We start from the raw sequence: 20,285 nt of genomic DNA on the forward strand, positions 1-20,285 counted from the left end.
ACCAGCCGCCAGACGTACGGGAGTTGGCCTTGCTGCGGCTACCAGGCCCCGGGCGCACGGGAGTTGACGGCGAAGACCGTGCCGTCCGGCGCGGCGGCGTACACGCGACCGTCCGCTAGGACGGGTTCGGGCAGCGCCGCGCTGATCTGGTCCGAGTTGGAGTCGAGGCGTGCGGGCGTCTGCCCGACGAGCTTGCCCGCGCGGGCGTCCACGGCGAGCAACCGCCCGTCCGCGGCGGTGATGTACACCTGCCGTCCGTCCGCGACCGGTGTGGACCCCCGCTGTACGGCCGTCTCCAGACTCCACACCTGCCTGCGCGCGTCCATGTCCACGGCCACCAGCGATCCGCCGGCCCCCATGACATAGACGACGTTCCCGCGCACGGTCCCGTGACCCTGGTCGAGGGCCAGCGGCAGCGTCACGCGCCGCACGGCTCCGGTGTCCGGGGTGTAGCGGACCACGGCCTTCGTGGACGCGTAGACGGTGTCGACCGAGAGGAGATACAAGGACCCGCCCGCGGTGCCGACGGGCTTCAACGTCCCCTTCAGCCGCGCGTCCCAGCGCACCGCGCCCGTGTCCGGATCCACCGCCGTCACCCGGGTGTTCGCCCCGTCGTCCGACGTGTTCGTCGCGTACGCCGACGGGTCCCCGGTGAACGAGGTGAAGTACGGCGCCTGTTGGCCCGGAATCCGGTGGCTCCACTTCGTGGCGCCCGAAGCGGCGTCCACCGCCGTGACCGTCCCGTCCGCATGGGTGAGCAGGAGCATGCCGCCGGCGTCCGCCAGCCCGGTGTACGCGGGGACGGTCTGCTGCCAACGCACCTTGCCCGAAGCCGGATCGAGCGCCTCCAGTCGCCGGCCGCTGTCCAACGAGGGCTGCACCAGGCCGCCCGACAGGACCGGCGGCCCGCTCCGGTGCGTCGTGGCGACGGAGTGCCGCCACAGCACCCGCCCGTCGGACGGATCCAGGGCGAACACCACCCCGGGCTGCGCACAGAGCAACTTCCCTGCCCCGTACGAGCATTGGGGCGTGCTCTTCTTGGAGACCGGGGTCGCCTGCCACCCGCCGAACGCGGCGCTGGACGTGGCGTGCGGGGTGGTGCCCTTCGGCGGAGTGTCACCGGCGTCGGACAACTGGAGCGAGGCGACCGTGCCGATCGCGGCCAGCCCGAGCGCGCCCGCCCCGAGCGCGAACCGCTTGCCGAGCCGCGGCCCGCGCCGCCGTTCGGACTGCTCGGGCTCCTCCGTCTCTTCCGTACGGCGCTCCGGCACCGGCGTGGCACCGGTCCGCCGCGGTGCCGGTATGTACGCCTGCGTGTCGTACGAGGCCGACACGGACCGCAGTTCACGCATCAACTCGTCGGGCGTGGGCCGGTCCTCGGGCTCCTTGGCGAGGCAACGCAGCACCAGCGGCGCGATGTTCTCCGGCAGACCGGCCAAGTCCGGCTCGTCGTGGACGACTTGATAGGCGACGACGTACGGGCTGTCGGAGTCGAACGGCCCGCGCCCGGTCGCCGCGTGCACCAGTACGGACCCGAGGGCGAAGATGTCGGCGGCCGGACCGACCTCCCGGGGCCGCCGGAACTGCTCCGGTGCCATGAACGGCGGCGTGCCGATCAACTTGCCCGTCTCGGTGCGCAGTTCGCTGTCTTTCGGCCGGGAAATACCGAAGTCGATGACCTTCGGCCCGTCCTCGGCGAGCAGCACGTTGCTCGGCTTGAGATCTCTGTGTACGACGCCGACCCGATGGATGTCACGCAGCGCCTCGGCCAGTCCCGCCATCAGCCGGCGCAACTCACCCGGTGCCATGGGCCCGTTCCGCTTCACATGCTCGGACAGGGTCGGCCCGGGGATGAACGACGTTGCCATCCACGGCCGTTGGGCCTCCGGATCGGCATCGACCACCGGCGCGGTGAAGGCCCCGCTCACCCGCCGCGCGGCAGCCACCTCCTGCCGGAACCGCCCCCTGAACTCGGGGTCCTGGGCGAACTCCGCGTGGACGACCTTCACGGCGACCTTCATCCCGGAGGTGCTCTGCGCGAGATGCACCACGCCCATGCCGCCGGAGCCCAGGCAGGACTCCAGGCGGTAGTGACCGGCGTACTCGGGAAGTTCCGCTTCCGCGCCCGCTCCGGTGCCGTGCTGTGGCGCCATGGAACCACCCCCGTGCTGATCGTCCGCGCGCGCGACGCACGGAGCCTAGTCGATGACCCGTGCGGGACAGAGACGGCTTGCTGGCTTCCGCGTGCGAGTTGCGCACATATGTTTCATGGCGTGTTTTAGGGGAATCATCGGGACCCCATGGCAGTCATGGGGGCGAACGGGGGAGGTTTTTCATGTCTGTTGACCGTATTGAAGGGGTCGAGGGCGAAGGCACGACGGAAGCCGTCACGACCGCGGCGGCGGCCCTGCACTACTACTCGATAGCGCCCAACACCCGCGTCAACGTCCGCAGCGGCCCGGGCACCGGCTACACCATCGTCCGCGTCCTGGCCGAGGGCTCCCAGGTCCCGATCTACTGCCAGACGCCGGGCACCACGGTGACCGGCTACTACGGCACGACGAACATCTGGGACAACATCGACGACGGCGAGTACATCTCCGACGCGTACGTGAACACCGGCAGCGACGGCTACGTCCGCCCGCACTGCTCCTGACCGCACCATCGCGCCGACCGTGATCCGGAGCCCTTCTCCTGGAGCCGGGCCCACTGGTCACGGCCGGCGCGACACAGTTCCGTACAACCACCGACAACTACACGCGAACAGCCCCAACGGGAGCCCCCGCCCACCCCCGGAGCCATAATCGTCCCGTGAACGACGAGACAGGCACCGGCACCCAGGACACCCCCGAGGGCTCCCCGAGCGCAGGCACAGGCACAGGCACACAGACAGGCCCGCGCCCCGAACCCCTCCGCTTCTTCGGCACCACCTGGGTGAACCACGACGACGGCTACACCGCACGCCGTATCGCCGCGTCCGCCGGCTCACTCCTTGCGGCCATCGCCGCCTGCCTGATCCTCCGCTTCGCCTACCAGGGCATCCAGATCGCGGACGTCGGCAGCTTCGTCACCCTCCTGGTCATCGCGATGTTCGCAATCTGTAGCGCCCTCGCCTTCGGTCACACCTGGGAAGCCTTCAAAAAACGCCCCGACCCCGACCGCCAGGCCTCCCTCCGCGGCCTCCTGGCCATCGGCTTCGTAGGCTCCCTCCTCGCGTACTTCGCCCGCTCCCTGGTGGAGGCCCCCAGCGAGAACCTCCACCGCCAGGAGTACGAGGCGGCCCAGACCCAACACGAGAAGCGCACGAAGCGCCGCACCGGGAATCCTTCTAAGAAGCGCCGGCGGTCTTGAGCTGGGGCTTTCGTTACCCGGGGGTGTGACACCGGGGAAGATTCGACACCCGGCAAGCTTCGGTATCTGGGGAGCTGCGAAGTGTCCGGCAGTTGGGGCTCGTTGGGTGAGCGGGGTGCCCAGGACCACCGGAGTGGCTGGGGTGACCCAGGTGTCGTGGGCGACTTGGGCGACATGCGCTTCTTGAGTGGGTACGGCGGCTTGGGAGTCTCCGGCTCGCAGGAACTCGGTACCTGAGGTGTCTTGGGTGGTCATAGGCGGCCGAACCACCGCCGCTCCGGCCGCTCAACCGCTGCCCGGTGAACCACCATCACCCCGGCTGAACCACAACCGTCGCCCCACCAAACCACGGCCACCACCCCACCGGCACCCTCCCCTGGCACCCCCACGCTTCCCGGCCCGGCCCGGCCCAACCCCGGCCCCGCTCCTCCCCTCTCCCCCCTCCTCTCCCCACCCCATCTGTCACCAAAATCCCCTGCACCCCACACCCACCCCAGCGACCATGGCCCCATGACCACCTCGTCGCACTCCTCGCCCCCCTCTCCCGCCGCCCGAGCCCACTCCTTCAACGCCGCCGCGGCCCAGTACGCCGAGAACCGCCCCTCCTACCCACCCGCCCTCTTCGACGCCATCGAGGAACTCGCAGGTCACCCCCTCACCGGCGCCCGCGTCGCAGACGTCGGCGCGGGCACCGGCATCGCGACCTCCCTCCTGCACGCCCGCGGCGCCGAGGTCGTCGCGATCGAACCCGGTGACGGCATGGCGGCCCAGTTCCGCCGCGCCCTCCCCGACGTCCCGATCGTCCGGGGCAACGGCAACGCCCTCCCCCTCACCGACCACTCCGTCGACTTCCTCACCTACGCCCAGGCCTGGCACTGGACCGACACCACCAAGTCGGTCCCGGAAGCGCTCCGCGTGCTGCGCCCGGGCGGCGCACTCGCGCTGTGGTGGAACACCAACGCCGTCGACGTGCCGTGGATCGCCGAACAGTCGGAACGCATCCGAATTCACTTCGGCATCGACCCCGTCGTGGAGCAGAACGGCAGCGGCCTGCGTACCGCGCTCGCCGATCCCACCGGCCGACTCAACTTCGCCCACCGGAGGGTCCGTTGGAGCCGCCACGTCCCGATCGACACACACCTGGCCAACATCGGCAGCCACTCGGTCTTCCTGGTCCACGACGAAGACAGCACGAACGCCTTCCTCACCGAAGAGCGGAACCACCTGCGAACCGTGTTCCCGGACGAGACCGTCGAGGAGACCTACGTCGTGGAACTCGTCGTAGCCCTCACACCCTGACCACCTGACCCCCTGACGGCCGCCCGCCCCATCACCCCGCCCACCCTGACGCCCTTGGTGGCGCGGGGCCGTGTCGATATGCGGCTCCACCGCGCGGCCGCGACCAGCCCCCACGCACCCGCCCCCCCCGCAACTAACCCGAACCCCCACCCCCAACCCGGCCCCACCCCACCCGCACCGCCAGTCAACGCACGCCCCACCCCGGCAATCGCCGACTGTCAACTCGCCAACTCGCCAACTCGCCGATCCGTCAACGCCAATTCACGTTCCCCGCACGGCCGTTACCCCCTCACCCAACCCCAGCCCAGGCCCCGACCCTCGCCCTCGCCCCTGCCCAGCAACCCACCCCTCCAACGCCGCCGCACACGCATGATCCACATGCCGCAACCCACCCAACTCCAGCCGCACCACCCGATCACCCGGCAACCCCTCCAACGCGTCCAACAGCTTCGGCAGCCGTAGAAACGTCGCATGCCCCAGCACCCGTACGACGATCCCCGCGTCCCCGAGGTCCTCCGTCTCCACCTGCACATGACTGATGTCCCACGCGGTCTTCGCCACGGCCAACGCCAGCCCGACCAGCACCCCCTCAAGCAGATTCCCCACCACGATCGCCACCGCGGTCACCCCGAGCACGACCACCTCACCCCGATGCCCGCGCCACAACCCCCGCACCTGCCGCACCGGCACGAGCCCGCACCCGGCATGTACGAGCAACCCCGCCAGCGCCGCCACCGGAACCAGCCCCAACACCCCGGGCAACAAAGCCGTGAACACCAGCAACCACCCACCGTGCAACACCCGCGACGCCTTCGTCCGCGTGCCCGCCCGGACTCCCCCAGAGGGGGTACCCCCAACCGCACTCAGCACGATCACCGCGGTCATCGGCAACGCCCCGAGCACCCCGCACACCACGTTCCCGGCGCCCTGCGCGACCAACTCCCGGTCGTAATCCGTCCGCGGCCCCCGGTGCAGCCGGTCCACCGCCGCCGCGCTGAACAACGACTCCGCCGACGCGATCAACGCGAACGCCACGACCGTCCCGATCACCCCCACTTCCGTAAGCCGCCCGAAATCCCCCCACTCCGGCACCCGCACGGCACCGACCAGCCCCCGCACCTCCACCCGCCGCACCGACAGGTCGAACACCCCGGTCACCACCGCAGCCAACCCCACGGCCACCAACGGCGCGGGAACCAGCCGAGCCCCCCGCCCCCACCGAGGCCACAGCAGCAGTACGGCAATGGTGGCACCCCCCACTGACAACGCCACCGGATCCACCGCCCCCGGCAACGACACCAGCCCGGCGAGCTTCCCCACCCCGCCCGCCGGCGCGGCGACATCACCGAGCGCGTACACCTGCCCGGCGACCAGCACCAGCCCGATCCCGGCGAGCATCCCCTGCACCACGGCCGAAGACACGGCCCGGAACCACCGCCCGAGCCGCAGCACCCCGAGCCCCAACTGCACCACCCCGGCGGCGAACACCCGCACCCCGAGCGCCTCGACGCCGTACGCCCGCACGGCCTCGTACACGAGCACGGTCAGCCCGGCAGCCGGACCGCTCACTTGCAGGCTGCTCCCGGGCAACGCCCCGACGACCAGCCCACCGACGATCCCGGTGACCAGCCCCAACTCGGCCGGCACCCCGGAGGCGATCGCCACACCCACACACAACGGGAGCGCGACGAGAAAGACGACAAGAGAAGCGAACAGATCGGCCTTGCTCACACGACAGCGCACGACACGCATGACAACGGCACCTCCGAAGACAGGACTGAGCCAGACGGGAGATGCGTGGGCGCCGCACCGGGGGAGGGCACGGCGAACTGAAATCCATTGTCAGGAAAGCGAGTTGGCCGCGCACCCCCTCCGTGTTGCCACCCCGTGAACGCGGAGGCATCCATACCGGAGCACCCCACTCCGATCACGCCACCACGCGCCTGCGCCGTCCCGCGCACCCGCTTGACGGCCGTGCCGCCCGAGAGCATTATTCATCACATGATGAATTACATGGCCGACCCACCCGGCACGGAACCCGGCACAGCCCCCGAACCCGCCGTCCAAGCCGAATCCCTCACCGTCACCCGCGGCCCCCGCACGGTCCTCCGCGCCCTCGACTTCACCGTCCCGCGAGGCCAGATCACCGGCCTCCTCGGCCCCTCCGGCTGCGGCAAATCGACCCTCATGCGCTCGATCGTCGGCACCCAGGCCAAGGTCACCGGCACCCTGAACGTCCTCGGCCGCCCCGCCGGCCACCCCACCCTTCGCACCCGCATCGGCTACGTCACCCAAGCCCCCTCCGTTTACGACGACTTGACGGTCCGTCAGAACATGGACTACTTCGCCGCGATCCTCGACCCCGGCCGAGCCGCCGCCACCCGCCGCCACGACGACGTCACCCGCGCGATCACGGACGTGGACCTCACCACCCACGCCGACTCCCTCGCCGGCAACCTCTCCGGCGGCCAACGCAGCCGCGTCTCCCTCGCGGTCGCGCTCCTCGGCACCCCGGAGCTCCTCGTCCTCGACGAACCCACCGTCGGCCTCGACCCCGTCCTCCGCCGCGACCTGTGGGCCCTCTTCCACGACATCGCCGCCTCCCGCGGCGCCACCCTCCTCATCTCCTCCCACGTCATGGACGAGGCGGAGCGCTGCCACCGCCTCCTCCTGATGCGCGAGGGCGAGATCCTCGCCGACGACACCCCGGACGCCCTCCGCACCGCCACCGGCTCCGACACGGTCGAGGCGGCCTTCCTGCACCTGGTCGACGAGGCCGTATCCACCGCCCGCCAGAAGGAGACGACCCGATGAGTACGACAACCACAACCACCACAGCCGCTGCGACGACCACCGCACCCGCCCCGGCCCGCGCCCTCAGCGCCTCCCGCACCACAGCCACCGCCGCCCGGGTCCTGCGCCAGCTCCGCCACGACCCCCGCACGATCGCGCTGCTGATCCTCATCCCCTGCCTGATGCTCGTCCTGCTGCGCTACGTCTTCGACGGCAGCCCGCGCACCTTCGACAGCATCGGCGCCTCACTCCTCGGCATCTTCCCCCTCATCACGATGTTCCTGGTCACCTCCATCGCCACCCTGCGCGAACGCACCTCCGGCACCCTCGAACGCCTCCTCGCGATGCCCCTGGGCAAGGGCGACCTGATTGCCGGCTACGCCCTGGCCTTCGGCTTCCTCGCGATCATCCAGTCGGCCCTGGCGACCGGCCTCGCGGTCTGGTTCCTGGGCCTCGACGTCATTGGCAGCCCCTGGCTTCTCCTCCTGGTCGCCCTCCTCGACGCCCTGCTCGGCACCGCCCTGGGCCTCTTCGTGTCGGCCTTCGCCGCCTCCGAGTTCCAGGCCGTCCAGTTCATGCCGGCGGTGATCTTCCCCCAACTCCTCCTCTGCGGCCTCTTCACTCCCCGCTCCGACATGCACCCCGTCCTGGAAGCCATCTCCGACGTCCTGCCCATGTCGTACGCCGTCGACGGTATGAACGAGGTCCTCAAACACACGGACATGACCGCCACCTTCGTCCGCGACGCCCTGATCGTGGCCGGCTGCGCCCTGCTGGTGCTGTGCCTGGGCGCGGCGACCCTGAGGAGGCGCACGGCATAACGGTGTTCCGCCAGCCGGACAGCCACCGCCCCGTGCCCGTTGCCGGTGCGAGGATGACCCCATGACCCAGAAAGTCGCAGTCCTCGGCACCGGCAAGATCGGCGAAGCCCTGCTCAGCGGAATGATCCGAGCGGGCTGGGCCCCGGCCGACCTCCTGGTCACCGCCCGCCGCCCCGAGCGAGCCGAGGAACTCCGCGCCCGCCACGGAGTCACCCCGGTCACCAACCCGGAGGCCGCGAAGAGTGCCGACACCCTGATCCTCACGGTCAAGCCGCAGGACATGGGCACCCTCCTCGACGAACTCGCCCCGCACCTCCCCGCCGACCGCCTGGTCATCAGCGGCGCGGCGGGCATCCCCACCTCCTTCTTCGAGGAGCGCCTGGCCGCAGGCACCCCCGTCGTCCGTGTCATGACGAACACCCCCGCCCTCGTCGACGAGGCCATGTCCGTCATCTCCGCCGGCAGCCACGCCACCGAGGCCCATCTCGCGTACGCCGACGAGATCTTCGGCGCCGTGGGCAAGACGCTCCGCGTCCCCGAGTCCCAGCAGGACGCCTGCACCGCTCTCTCCGGCTCCGGCCCGGCGTACTTCTTCTACCTGGTCGAAGCCATGACGGACGCGGGCATCCTGCTCGGCCTGCCGCGCGACAAGGCCCATGACCTCATCGTCCAGTCCGCGATCGGCGCCGCCGTCATGCTCCGCGACAGCGGCGAGCACCCGGTGAAGCTCCGCGAGAACGTCACCTCGCCCGCCGGCACGACGATCAACGCCATCCGCGAACTGGAGAACCACGGCGTACGCGCCGCACTCATCGCCGCACTGGAGGCAGCCCGCGACCGCAGCCGCGAACTGGCCTCCGGAAACAGCTAGTTAGTTGTCCAGCCAGACAGATGGCTGGCCGGCTATCCGGTCAGCCGGCGCCGGTCCGCTACGCAGGCAGAAGCCCGATGGCTCGATAGGCGCTGTCGACCATCGGCTTCGCCATCTCTCTCGCCTTCTCCGCCCCATCCCGCAACACCCCTTCCACATAAGCGGGATCCGCGCACAACTCCTTGTGCCTCTCCTGCACGGGCCTGAGCAGCTCGACCACGGCCTCCGCCGTGTCCTTCTTCAAAGCGCCGTACGACTCATATACACCGCTCAGGTCCTCGGGGTTCCCACCACCGCAAGCGGCCAGGATCTCCAGCAGATTGGCCACCCCCGGCCGCGCCTCCCGGTCGTAGACGACCTCCGCCGCACTGTCGGTCACGGCCCGCATGACCTTCTTCCGTACGACATCGGGCTCGTCCAGCAGATAGACGATGCCCGGCCCGGCGTCGTCCGACTTCCCCATCTTCGAAGTCGGCTCCTGGAGGTTCATCACCCGAGCCGCCACCCCCGGCCGCGTCGCCCGAGGCACCACGAACGTGTGCCCGTACCGCTGGTTGAACCGCACCGCCAGATCCCGGGTCAGCTCCACATGCTGCGTCTGGTCGTCCCCGACCGGCACCTCGTCCGTCCCGTACGCCAGGATGTCCGCCGCCATCAGCACGGGATACGTCAGCAAGGACAGCCGCACACTCCCGCCCCGCTCCCGCTCACGCGCGGCTTTCTCCTTGTACTGGACCATCCGCCGCATCTCACCGTCGGTGGCCACGCACTCCATGACGTACGACAGCCGCGCGTGCTCGTCCACATGACTCTGTACGAACACGGTGCACAGCTCGGGATCCAGCCCAGCCGCCAGCAACAACGTCGCCGCCTGCCGACTGAGCCTGCGCACCCGCGCCGGATCGTGGTCCACGGTCAGCGCGTGCAGATCCACCACACAGAACAGCGCGTCGCTCTGCCGCTGATCCACGTCGACCCACCGCCGAATGGCGCCCAGGTAGTTCCCCAGCGTCAGGTGCCCGGTCGGCTTGACCCCACTGAAGACCCGTGTCATCTCGCTACCTCCTGGTCGAGACCGCCGCACCCGGCCGGCCGACCCTCTGGAGGGAGAAACGCGAACGGCCGCCGAGGCGGCGGCCGTTGAGTACATACGTGTGTACGGCCGCCGTCAGGCGGCCCACCACTGCTGGGTGCACGTATGCGTAGTCACGTCACCGAGCGTACGCCTCCACGGTGCTCTCCGGAGCGGAGTTGACACGCCCTGACCGCATACGTAGTGTTCTCCGAGTTGTCCGACGTGAGCGCCGACTCCGGTCGGTCCCCGGACAGCCATTCCGCAAGTACCTACAAACAATCGACGATCCGTCGTCGCGTTGTATTGCCATGCGTATTTGCGAAATGAGGAATCCGTGTTCGAAAGGACGCACCCCCCCGATTCGCTCGGGACTCAGGATTCCGCTAAAGTCTCACTCGTCGGAACGGCCCAACGGCCGGGATGGCAGCCCACTCTGACTGGGAGTCAGGCCCGAAAGGATCTGATAGAGTCGGAACCGCCGGAAAGGGAAACCTGGAAAGCACCGAGGAAATCGGAACCGGAAACGGTCTGATAGAGTCGGAAACGCAAGACCGAAGGGAAAAGCCCGGAGGAAAGCCCGAGAGGGTGAGTACAAAGGAAGCGTCCGTTCCTTGAGAACTCAACAGCGTGCCAAAAATCAACGCCAGATATGTTGATACCCCGTCTCCAGTCATCATCTGATGGTTGGGGCGAGGTTCCTTTGAAGAAAACATACAGCGAGGACGCTGTGAACGGTCGGGCTTATTCCGCCTGACTGTTCCGCTCTCGTGTGTGTGGTCCCGATTACGGGAAAACATTCACGGAGAGTTTGATCCTGGCTCAGGACGAACGCTGGCGGCGTGCTTAACACATGCAAGTCGAACGATGAACCACTTCGGTGGGGATTAGTGGCGAACGGGTGAGTAACACGTGGGCAATCTGCCCTGCACTCTGGGACAAGCCCTGGAAACGGGGTCTAATACCGGATAATACTCCTGCACTCATGTGTGGGGGTTAAAAGCTCCGGCGGTGCAGGATGAGCCCGCGGCCTATCAGCTTGTTGGTGAGGTAATGGCTCACCAAGGCGACGACGGGTAGCCGGCCTGAGAGGGCGACCGGCCACACTGGGACTGAGACACGGCCCAGACTCCTACGGGAGGCAGCAGTGGGGAATATTGCACAATGGGCGAAAGCCTGATGCAGCGACGCCGCGTGAGGGATGACGGCCTTCGGGTTGTAAACCTCTTTCAGCAGGGAAGAAGCGCAAGTGACGGTACCTGCAGAAGAAGCGCCGGCTAACTACGTGCCAGCAGCCGCGGTAATACGTAGGGCGCAAGCGTTGTCCGGAATTATTGGGCGTAAAGAGCTCGTAGGCGGCTTGTCACGTCGGGTGTGAAAGCCCGGGGCTTAACCCCGGGTCTGCATTCGATACGGGCTAGCTAGAGTGTGGTAGGGGAGATCGGAATTCCTGGTGTAGCGGTGAAATGCGCAGATATCAGGAGGAACACCGGTGGCGAAGGCGGATCTCTGGGCCATTACTGACGCTGAGGAGCGAAAGCGTGGGGAGCGAACAGGATTAGATACCCTGGTAGTCCACGCCGTAAACGGTGGGAACTAGGTGTTGGCGACATTCCACGTCGTCGGTGCCGCAGCTAACGCATTAAGTTCCCCGCCTGGGGAGTACGGCCGCAAGGCTAAAACTCAAAGGAATTGACGGGGGCCCGCACAAGCAGCGGAGCATGTGGCTTAATTCGACGCAACGCGAAGAACCTTACCAAGGCTTGACATACACCGGAAAGCATTAGAGATAGTGCCCCCCTTGTGGTCGGTGTACAGGTGGTGCATGGCTGTCGTCAGCTCGTGTCGTGAGATGTTGGGTTAAGTCCCGCAACGAGCGCAACCCTTGTCCTGTGTTGCCAGCGTGCCCTTCGGGGTGACGGGGACTCACAGGAGACCGCCGGGGTCAACTCGGAGGAAGGTGGGGACGACGTCAAGTCATCATGCCCCTTATGTCTTGGGCTGCACACGTGCTACAATGGCCGGTACAATGAGCTGCGATACCGTGAGGTGGAGCGAATCTCAAAAAGCCGGTCTCAGTTCGGATTGGGGTCTGCAACTCGACCCCATGAAGTCGGAGTTGCTAGTAATCGCAGATCAGCATTGCTGCGGTGAATACGTTCCCGGGCCTTGTACACACCGCCCGTCACGTCACGAAAGTCGGTAACACCCGAAGCCGGTGGCCCAACCCCCTTGTGGGGAGGGAGCTGTCGAAGGTGGGACTGGCGATTGGGACGAAGTCGTAACAAGGTAGCCGTACCGGAAGGTGCGGCTGGATCACCTCCTTTCTAAGGAGCATCTAGGCCGCTGAGCTTGCTCAGTGGTCCAGGGCCATTACGTCGGCACACGTTCGACGGTGGTTGCTCAAGGGTGGAACGTTGATTATTCGGCACTGTCCGTCATCTCGGGCTGCAAGTACTGCTCTTCGGAGCGTGGAAAGCTGACCTCGAGTGACGACGGTGCCGGGCACGCTGTTGGGTGTCTGAGGGCACGGCTGTAACAAGCTGCCTTCAGTGCCGACCCCAGTGAACTCCGGTACAGACCGGGGGTGATGGGTGGTTGGTCGTTGTTTGAGAACTGCACAGTGGACGCGAGCATCTGTGGCCAAGTTTTTAAGGGCGCACGGTGGATGCCTTGGCACCAGGAACCGATGAAGGACGTGGGAGGCCACGATAGTCCCCGGGGAGTCGTCAACCAGGCTTTGATCCGGGGGTTTCCGAATGGGGAAACCCGGCAGTCGTCATGGGCTGTCACCCATACCTGAACACATAGGGTATGTGGAGGGAACGCGGGGAAGTGAAACATCTCAGTACCCGCAGGAAGAGAAAACAACCGTGATTCCGGGAGTAGTGGCGAGCGAAACCGGATGAGGCCAAACCGTATGCGTGTGAGACCCGGCAGGGGTTGCGTATACGGGGTTGTGGGATCTCTCTTTCACAGTCTGCCGGCTGTGAGACGAGTCAGAAACCGTTGATGTAGGCGAAGGACATGCGAAAGGTCCGGCGTAGAGGGTAAGACCCCCGTAGTCGAAACATCAACGGCTCGTTTGAGAGACACCCAAGTAGCACGGGGCCCGAGAAATCCCGTGTGAATCTGGCGGGACCACCCGCTAAGCCTAAATATTCCCTGGTGACCGATAGCGGATAGTACCGTGAGGGAATGGTGAAAAGTACCGCGGGAGCGGAGTGAAATAGTACCTGAAACCGTGTGCCTACAAGCCGTGGGAGCGTCGCGCATTGAGTTTACTCAATGCGTCGTGACTGCGTGCCTTTTGAAGAATGAGCCTGCGAGTTTGCGGTGTGTTGCGAGGTTAACCCGTGTGGGGAAGCCGTAGCGAAAGCGAGTCCGAATAGGGCGATTCAGTAGCGCGCTCAAGACCCGAAGCGGAGTGATCTAGCCATGGGCAGGTTGAAGCGGAGGTAAGACTTCGTGGAGGACCGAACCCACCAGGGTTGAAAACCTGGGGGATGACCTGTGGTTAGGGGTGAAAGGCCAATCAAACTCCGTGATAGCTGGTTCTCCCCGAAATGCATTTAGGTGCAGCGTCGTGTGTTTCTTGCCGGAGGTAGAGCACTGGATAGGCGATGGGCCCTACCGGGTTACTGACCTTAGCCAAACTCCGAATGCCGGTAAGTGAGAGCACGGCAGTGAGACTGTGGGGGATAAGCTCCATGGTCGAGAGGGAAACAGCCCAGAGCATCGACTAAGGCCCCTAAGCGTACGCTAAGTGGGAAAGGATGTGGAGTCGCAGAGACAACCAGGAGGTTGGCTTAGAAGCAGCCACCCTTGAAAGAGTGCGTAATAGCTCACTGGTCTAGTGATTCCGCGCCGACAATGTAGCGGGGCTCAAGCGTACCGCCGAAGTCGTGTCATTTCAGCAATAGGGCCAACGCCCGCTGGGATGGGTAGGGGAGCGTCGTGTGCCGGGTGAAGCCGCAGCGGAAGCTAGTGGTGGACGGTTCACGAGTGAGAATGCAGGCATGAGTAGCGATACACACGTGAGAAACGTGTGCGCCGATTGACTAAGGGTTCCTGGGTCAAGCTGATCTGCCCAGGGTAAGTCGGGACCTAAGGCGAGGCCGACAGGCGTAGTCGATGGATAACCGGTTGATATTCCGGTACCCGCTGTGAAGCGTCAAACATTGAACCAGGCGATGCTAAGTCCGTGAAGCCGTTCCGGACCCTTCGGGGAATGGAAAGTGGTGGAGCCGACGGACCAGACCTGCAGTAGGTGAGTGATGGGGTGACGCAGGAAGGTAGTCCATCCCGGGCGGTGGTTGTCCCGGGGTAAGGGTGTAGGACGAGTGGTAGGCAAATCCGCCACTCACATAGTCTGAGACCTGATGCCGAGCCGATTGTGGTGAAGTGGATGATCCTATGCTGTCGAGAAAAGCCTCTAGCGAGTTTCATGGCGGCCCGTACCCTAAACCGACTCAGGTGGTCAGGTAGAGAATACCGAGGCGTTCGGGTGAACTATGGTTAAGGAACTCGGCAAAATGCCCCCGTAACTTCGGGAGAAGGGGGGCCATCACCGGTGATCGGATTTACTCCGTGAGCTGGGGGTGGCCGCAGAGACCAGCGAGAAGCGACTGTTTACTAAAAACACAGGTCCGTGCGAAGCCGTAAGGCGATGTATACGGACTGACGCCTGCCCGGTGCTGGAACGTTAAGGGGACCGGTTAGTGCACTTTCGGGTGTGCGAAGCTGAGAACTTAAGCGCCAGTAAACGGCGGTGGTAACTATAACCATCCTAAGGTAGCGAAATTCCTTGTCGGGTAAGTTCCGACCTGCACGAATGGCGTAACGACTTCTCGACTGTCTCAACCATAGGCCCGGTGAAATTGCACTACGAGTAAAGATGCTCGTTTCGCGCAGCAGGACGGAAAGACCCCGGGACCTTTACTACAGTTTGATATTGGTGTTCGGTTCGGCTTGTGTAGGATAGCTGGGAGACTGTGAAGCTTGGACGCCAGTTCAGGTGGAGTCGTCGTTGAAATACCAGTCTGGTCGTGCTGGATGTCTAACCTGGGTCCGTGATCCGGATCAGGGACAGTGTCTGATGGGTAGTTTAACTGGGGCGGTTGCCTCCTAAAGAGTAACGGAGGCGCCCAAAGGTTCCCTCAGCCTGGTTGGCAATCAGGTGTTGAGTGTAAGTGCACAAGGGAGCTTGACTGTGAGACCGACGGGTCGAGCAGGGACGAAAGTCGGGACTAGTGATCCGGCGGTGGCTTGTGGAAGCGCCGTCGCTCAACGGATAAAAGGTACCCCGGGGATAACAGGCTGATCTTCCCCAAGAGTCCATATCGACGGGATGGTTTGGCACCTCGATGTCGGCTCGTCGCATCCTGGGGCTGGAGTCGGTCCCAAGGGTTGGGCTGTTCGCCCATTAAAGCGGTACGCGAGCTGGGTTTAGAACGTCGTGAGACAGTTCGGTCCCTATCCGCTGCGCGCGCAGGAACATTGAGAAGGGCTGTCCCTAGTACGAGAGGACCGGGACGGACGAACCTCTGGTGTGCCAGTTGTTCTGCCAAGGGCATGGCTGGTTGGCTACGTTCGGGAGGGATAACCGCTGAAAGCATCTAAGCGGGAAGCCTGCTTCGAGATGAGTGTTCCCACCCACTAGATGGGTTAAGGCTCCCAGTAGACGACTGGGTTGATAGGCCGGATCTGGAAGGCGGGTAACCGCTGGAGGTGACCGGTACTAATAGGCCGAGGGCTTGTCCTCAGTTGCTCGCGTCCACTGTGTTGGTTCTGAAACCACGAACAACCCCATGCCCGGGGCCACCGGGTGTGGTGCGGTTGTCTGTTTCATAGTGTTTCGGTGGTCATAGCGTGAGGGAAACGCCCGGTTACATTCCGAACCCGGAAGCTAAGCCTTACAGCGCCGATGGTACTGCAGGGGGGACCCTGTGGGAGAGTAGGACGCCGCCGAACAAATATTGCGAAAACCCCCGTACCGTTAATCCGGTACGGGGGTTTTCTGCGTTTAGGCTCAGTGGTATGCGCTATGACCTCGTGATCTTCGACAACGACGGTGTCCTCGTCGACAGTGAGCCGATCTCCAACAGGCTCCTGGCCGGCTATCTCACCGAGCTCGGGCACCCGACCTCCTACGAGGAGTCCCTCCGTGACTACATGGGTGCCGCGATGCACCGCGTCCACGATCTCGTCGAGGAGCGGACCGGGCAGCGGTTGCCGGACGACTTCGACGAGGTGTTCCATGCCCGCGTGTTCGCCGCGTTCGAGCGGGAGTTGAAGCCGGTCGCCGGGGCCGTCGACGTGCTGGAGAGGCTGGTCGCGGACGGAGTGCCGTACTGCGTGGCGTCGTCCGGGAGTCATGAGCGGATTCGGGTGGGGCATCGGACCACGGGGCTGGACGAGTGGTTCGAGGAGGAGTGGGTGTTCAGCTCCGAGGACGTGGGGCGGGGGAAGCCCGCGCCGGATCTGTTCCTGTACGCGGCCGAGCGGATGGGCGTCGCGCCGGAGCGGTGTGTCGTCGTGGAGGACAGTCCGCTGGGGGTGCGGGCCGGTGTTGCCGCTGGGATGGATGTGTATGGCTTCACTGCGATGACTCCGGCCGAGCGGCTTTCGGGGGCTCGTCAACTCTTTGGTGACATGGGGCAGTTGGTTGGGTTGTTGGAATGAGCTGAGGCATCGTGGGCACTGACATTTGTCATGTCGAGGTCCGGATGATCGGCTCTACAGACGGGGCGGTGCCTCGCGGCAGGCTGAGGGCATGACGACGAACACGGGGTCCATGAGGAAGAACTTCGGGCCGCTTCTCGCGGATGTGGCGGTGCCGATCGGGTCGTACTACCTGTTGAAGAGCGGGTTCGGGATGGGCACCGTGGCGGCGCTGGGGTGGAGCAGTGTCGTGCCGGCGGTGCGGACCGTGTGGGGGGTTGTCGCCGAGCGGACCATCAATGCTTTCGCCGTGCTGATTCTCTTCGTGAATGTTGTCGGGCTGCTGCTCAGCTTTGTGGCCGGTGATCCGCGGCTGATGCTCGCCAAGGACAGTGGGATCAGCAGTGTCGTCGGGATCGGGATCCTCGTGTCCGTGGTGATGGGGAAGCCGATGATGACCGCCGGGATGAAGCCCTTTCTGGTGAAGGGCAGTCCGGAGCGGGAGGCCGCGTTCGAGCGGCTGTTGAGTGGGTCGGCGGCCTTTCGGCGGGCTGAGCGGCGTTTCTCGCTGGTGTGGGGTGTGATGTTGCTCGCCGAGTGTGTCGCGCGGATCGTCGGCGTGTACACGCTGCCCGTGGACACCATGGTGTGGCTCGGCACGGTCGTGATGATCGGGACGATCGGCGTGACGTCCGTGGTCAGTGGGGGTGTCGCCGTCGGGCCGATGGCCCAGATGATCGATGCGGAGTTGAAGGGCGGGGACGTCCCCTCACCTGCGGTTGTGCCCTCGCTGGTCGCCGCTCGGTAAAGGTGAGCCGAATTCATCTTTGGCTGGATCTACCCACGAGTACGCCGGGGCCCTTACGCTCGCCGCCATGACAGATGTGCTGCGGCGCGGTAGGGCCTCTTTGGCGTTCAGCTTCTTCGCTCAGGGCGCCACCTTCGCGCTGCTCGTGACCCGCATCCCGGCGATCCAGGACCGGTACGGGGTCTCGGACGGGTTGCTGCCCGTCTTCCTGGCCGCCGTGCCGATCCTCGCCGGGGTCGGGAGTGTGACCACCGAGCAGCTGGTGAAGCGAATACGGCCCAGCGTGCTGCTGCGCTGGTCCCAGCCCGTCGTCCTCCTGGCGCTGCTCGGGGTCGGGGCGGGCGACAGCATGGCCGAACTGGCCGTCGCGCTCGGGGCGTTCGGGCTCGGCGTGGGTGCGCTGGATGCCTCGATGAACATGCTCGGGGTGAGTCTGCAGCGGACGTACGGGCGGAGCATCATGCTCAGCTTCCATGCCGCGTACAGCCTGGGTGGGATCGTGGGGGCCTCGCTGGCTTGGGCGGGGGCGCACTGGCATCTCGCGTTGTGGGTGTCGTATCTGCCGGTTGTGGCTGTGTTGTTGCCGGCCGCCTTTGTGGGGAGTCGGTGGTACGTCGACGGGGGTGCGCCCGGTGCGGAGGGCGAGGGTGAGGGTGCGGAGGCGGGGTCGCTTGTTTTCAAGTTGCTGTTGCCCCTGTGCCTGGTGATGACCTTCGCCTATATCGGGGACTCGACCGTCTCCAACTGGAGTGCGAAGTATCTGAAGGACGTGCTGGGGAGTTCGGAGCAGGTCGCGACCGTTCCGTACAACGTCTACATGGTGATGTGCCTGGTCGGGCGGGGGATCGGGGATCTTGGGGTGCGGCGGTTCGGGGCCGCGGCTGTGGTGCGGCTGGGGGCGGTGGTGGCCGCGGTGGGGTTCGGTGTGGTGGCTGTGGCGCCAGGGGCCGGGGTCGGGATGCTCGGGTTCACCTTGGTCGGGCTCGGGTTGTGTGTGTTGGTGCCGCAGACCTTTGCGGCGGCCGGGCGGTTGTTCCCGGGCGCTTCGGATACGGCTATCGCGCGGCTCAATGTGTTCAATTACGTGGGGTTTCTGATCGGTTCGCCGTTGGTGGGGGCGTTGGGTGATGCCTGGAGTTATCGCGGGGCGATGCTCGTGCCGATGGTGTTGGTGCTGGTGACGTTGGTGTACGCCCGCTCGTTCGCGCCGCAGGAGGGCCGGTACGGTGACGGGCATGAGCGGGCGCGCACAGCTGATGTGGGACGAGGCAGTAACGGGCTATGACTTCGGCCGGGACCATCCGATGGACCCGGTTCGGCTCGACCTGACCCGGAGACTCGTCGATGCCTTCGGGCTGGATGAGGTCGTGGACGTGGTGGCGGCCAAGCCCGCCGGTGATTCGACGCTGCGGCTGGTTCACCGGGAGGACTATGTCGAGGCGGTGAAGGCGGCCTCGGCCGATCCGGAGTCCGCGGACGGGGCGTATGGGCTCGGGACCATGGATGATCCTGCCTTTGCCGGGATGCATGAGGTGTCCGCGCTGATCGCCGGGCAGTCGGTGGGGGCGGCGGAAGCTGTGTGGGGCGGGGATGCGCTGCATGCCGTGAACTTCTCGGGTGGGCTGCATCACGCTATGCCGGGGGCTGCCTCGGGGTTCTGTATTTACAACGACGCCTCGCTCGCTATTGCGCGGCTGTTGGAGCTCGGGGCCGAGCGGGTCGCGTATGTCGATGTGGACGTGCATCACGGGGACGGGGTCCAGGCGGCGTTCTGGGAGGACCCCCGGGTGTTGACGATCTCCCTGCATGAGCATCCTCGGACGTTGTTTCCGCAGACCGGGTGGCCGGAGGAGACCGGGGCGGGGCGGGGAGAGGGGTCGGCCGTGAACGTGGCGTTGCCGGCCGGGACCGGGGACGCGGGGTGGTTGCGGGCCTTTCACGCTGTCGTACCGGAGTTGATCGCGGACTTTCGGCCGCAGGTGCTGGTGACGCAGCACGGGGCCGATACGCACTTCGAGGATCCGCTTGCTCATCTCGCCGTGTCGTTGGATGCGCAGCGGGCTGTGCAGGTCGCGTGTCATGAGCTCGCGCACGAGTACGCCGACGGGAAGTGGGTCGCGCTCGGTGGGGGTGGTTATGCCGTGGTGGAGGTCGTGCCGCGGTCGTGGACGCATCTTGTGGCTATCGCTGCGGGGCAGGAGATTGCGCCGGACGCGGTGATTCCTGAGGGGTGGCGGCAGGAAGTGTTTGCTCGGACGCGGCAGTTGGGGCCGCAGCGGATGACTGATGGGCGGTGGCCGGTGGCCTACGCCGACTGGGAGTCGGGGTATGACCCCGCCGACCGTCTTGATCAGGCTGTTGTGGCGGCGCGGCGGGCGGTGTTTCCGTTGCGGGGGTTGTTGGCGTAGGTCTGCGGTGGATGTGCGGGTGGGTGGGGGCGGGGGGCGCGGGGATTTTTCGCCCCCGCCGCCCCTACCCGTCCCATCCCTGGGGGCTGCCGCCCCCAGACCCCCGCTTCGGCCTGGACGGCCTCGTCCTCAAGCGCCGGACGGGCTGGATTTGCTGGCCTGTGCTGGGAAGTGGTCGCCGGGGGCGGTCGGTCGAACC

At 65.9% G+C, this 20,285-nt stretch carries 13 protein-coding genes and 3 rRNA genes; 13 read left to right on the forward strand and 3 right to left on the reverse strand.

Translation table 11 applies throughout. The annotated features are described in order from the left end of the window. Positions 1 to 38: 38 nt before the first annotated feature. Positions 39 to 2,153, reverse strand: a complete 2,115-nt coding sequence (locus tag OG588_RS28540; RefSeq protein WP_405949778.1) for a serine/threonine-protein kinase — start codon at positions 2,151 to 2,153, stop codon at positions 39 to 41. Positions 2,154 to 2,335: 182 nt separating this feature from the next. On the opposite strand from OG588_RS28540, the gene OG588_RS28545 reads away from it, so the two are divergent. The 3 genes from OG588_RS28545 to OG588_RS28555 all read left to right on the forward strand — a co-directional run bounded on the left by OG588_RS28545 (position 2,336) and on the right by OG588_RS28555 (position 4,650). Beyond that, positions 2,336 to 2,656, forward strand: coding sequence for an SH3 domain-containing protein (locus OG588_RS28545; protein WP_019064944.1), 321 nt, complete (start codon positions 2,336 to 2,338; stop codon positions 2,654 to 2,656). Between the two features lie 155 nt (positions 2,657 to 2,811). Next, a complete protein-coding gene (locus OG588_RS28550; protein WP_405949779.1) occupies positions 2,812 to 3,351 on the forward strand; it encodes an EamA/RhaT family transporter in 540 nt (179 codons plus the stop codon). 510 nt (positions 3,352 to 3,861) lie between these two features. Beyond that, positions 3,862 to 4,650 (forward strand): class I SAM-dependent methyltransferase, encoded by a 789-nt coding sequence (locus tag OG588_RS28555; RefSeq protein ID WP_405949780.1) that lies wholly within the window; start codon positions 3,862 to 3,864, stop codon positions 4,648 to 4,650. Between the two features lie 261 nt (positions 4,651 to 4,911). Here the strand turns inward: OG588_RS28555 and OG588_RS28560 are convergent, their stop codons facing one another. After that, positions 4,912 to 6,402, reverse strand: coding sequence for a SulP family inorganic anion transporter (locus OG588_RS28560; RefSeq protein ID WP_405949781.1), 1,491 nt, complete (start codon positions 6,400 to 6,402; stop codon positions 4,912 to 4,914). Positions 6,403 to 6,651: 249 nt separating this feature from the next. Here OG588_RS28560 and OG588_RS28565 point away from each other — a divergent pair, with 249 nt between their 5' ends. The 3 genes from OG588_RS28565 to proC all read left to right on the forward strand — a co-directional run bounded on the left by OG588_RS28565 (position 6,652) and on the right by proC (position 9,135). Beyond that, on the forward strand, positions 6,652 to 7,464 hold the full coding sequence (locus OG588_RS28565) for an ABC transporter ATP-binding protein (RefSeq protein ID WP_405949782.1): 813 nt from the start codon (positions 6,652 to 6,654) through the stop codon (positions 7,462 to 7,464). Continuing rightward, entirely contained in the window at positions 7,461 to 8,264 is an 804-nt protein-coding gene (locus OG588_RS28570; protein WP_405949783.1) for an ABC transporter permease, read from the forward strand. Before OG588_RS28565 ends, OG588_RS28570 begins: the two co-directional genes overlap by 4 nt. 61 nt (positions 8,265 to 8,325) lie before the next feature. Next, on the forward strand, positions 8,326 to 9,135 hold the full coding sequence (gene proC / locus OG588_RS28575) for a pyrroline-5-carboxylate reductase (protein WP_019064938.1): 810 nt from the start codon (positions 8,326 to 8,328) through the stop codon (positions 9,133 to 9,135). Positions 9,136 to 9,193: 58 nt separating this feature from the next. On the opposite strand, the gene trpS is transcribed toward proC, so the two are convergent. Next, the gene (gene trpS / locus OG588_RS28580) at positions 9,194 to 10,189 is read right to left on the reverse strand and encodes a tryptophan--tRNA ligase (protein ID WP_405949784.1); all 996 of its coding nucleotides are present in this window, start codon (positions 10,187 to 10,189) and stop codon (positions 9,194 to 9,196) included. Positions 10,190 to 11,006: 817 nt separating this feature from the next. Here trpS and OG588_RS28585 point away from each other — a divergent pair. The 7 genes from OG588_RS28585 (at position 11,007) to OG588_RS28615 (ending at position 20,086) form a co-directional block, all read left to right on the forward strand. Beyond that, positions 11,007 to 12,534 (forward strand): 16S ribosomal RNA (locus OG588_RS28585). Between the two features lie 314 nt (positions 12,535 to 12,848). Then, positions 12,849 to 15,971: ribosomal RNA gene (locus OG588_RS28590) — 23S ribosomal RNA — on the forward strand. 92 nt (positions 15,972 to 16,063) lie between these two features. Then, a 5S ribosomal RNA gene (rrf, locus tag OG588_RS28595) occupies positions 16,064 to 16,180 on the forward strand. Together the 16S, 23S and 5S rRNA genes form the textbook arrangement of a ribosomal RNA operon. Positions 16,181 to 16,246: 66 nt before the next feature. Beyond that, positions 16,247 to 16,891, forward strand: a complete 645-nt coding sequence (locus tag OG588_RS28600; RefSeq protein WP_026151092.1) for an HAD family phosphatase — start codon at positions 16,247 to 16,249, stop codon at positions 16,889 to 16,891. A gap of 91 nt (positions 16,892 to 16,982) precedes the next feature. Further along, positions 16,983 to 17,678 (forward strand): VC0807 family protein, encoded by a 696-nt coding sequence (locus tag OG588_RS28605; protein WP_405949785.1) that lies wholly within the window; start codon positions 16,983 to 16,985, stop codon positions 17,676 to 17,678. A gap of 67 nt (positions 17,679 to 17,745) precedes the next feature. Then, the gene (locus tag OG588_RS28610) at positions 17,746 to 18,963 is read left to right on the forward strand and encodes an MFS transporter (protein ID WP_405949786.1); all 1,218 of its coding nucleotides are present in this window, start codon (positions 17,746 to 17,748) and stop codon (positions 18,961 to 18,963) included. Next, the gene (locus OG588_RS28615) at positions 18,914 to 20,086 is read left to right on the forward strand and encodes an acetoin utilization protein AcuC (RefSeq protein WP_405949787.1); all 1,173 of its coding nucleotides are present in this window, start codon (positions 18,914 to 18,916) and stop codon (positions 20,084 to 20,086) included. The genes OG588_RS28610 and OG588_RS28615 overlap by 50 nt, the downstream gene beginning before the upstream one ends. Positions 20,087 to 20,285 lie beyond the last annotated feature (199 nt).

The organism is Streptomyces prunicolor (assembly GCF_045162825.1).
Classification (GTDB): domain Bacteria; phylum Actinomycetota; class Actinomycetes; order Streptomycetales; family Streptomycetaceae; genus Streptomyces; species Streptomyces prunicolor.

Bases quoted from the DNA above. Each gene is read 5' to 3' on its own strand.
- OG588_RS28540 (WP_405949778.1), bottom strand. From the start codon at position 2,153: ATGGCGCCACAGCACGGCACCGGAGCGGGCGCGGAAGCGGAACTTCCC.
- OG588_RS28545 (WP_019064944.1), top strand. From the start codon at position 2,336: ATGTCTGTTGACCGTATTGAAGGGGTCGAGGGCGAAGGCACGACGGAA.
- OG588_RS28555 (WP_405949780.1), top strand. From the start codon at position 3,862: ATGACCACCTCGTCGCACTCCTCGCCCCCCTCTCCCGCCGCCCGAGCC.
- OG588_RS28560 (WP_405949781.1), bottom strand. From the start codon at position 6,402: ATGCGTGTCGTGCGCTGTCGTGTGAGCAAGGCCGATCTGTTCGCTTCT.
- OG588_RS28565 (WP_405949782.1), top strand. From the start codon at position 6,652: ATGATGAATTACATGGCCGACCCACCCGGCACGGAACCCGGCACAGCC.
- OG588_RS28570 (WP_405949783.1), top strand. From the start codon at position 7,461: ATGAGTACGACAACCACAACCACCACAGCCGCTGCGACGACCACCGCA.
- proC (WP_019064938.1), top strand. From the start codon at position 8,326: ATGACCCAGAAAGTCGCAGTCCTCGGCACCGGCAAGATCGGCGAAGCC.
- trpS (WP_405949784.1), bottom strand. From the start codon at position 10,189: ATGACACGGGTCTTCAGTGGGGTCAAGCCGACCGGGCACCTGACGCTG.
- OG588_RS28600 (WP_026151092.1), top strand. From the start codon at position 16,247: ATGCGCTATGACCTCGTGATCTTCGACAACGACGGTGTCCTCGTCGAC.
- OG588_RS28605 (WP_405949785.1), top strand. From the start codon at position 16,983: ATGACGACGAACACGGGGTCCATGAGGAAGAACTTCGGGCCGCTTCTC.
- OG588_RS28610 (WP_405949786.1), top strand. From the start codon at position 17,746: ATGACAGATGTGCTGCGGCGCGGTAGGGCCTCTTTGGCGTTCAGCTTC.
- OG588_RS28615 (WP_405949787.1), top strand. From the start codon at position 18,914: ATGAGCGGGCGCGCACAGCTGATGTGGGACGAGGCAGTAACGGGCTAT.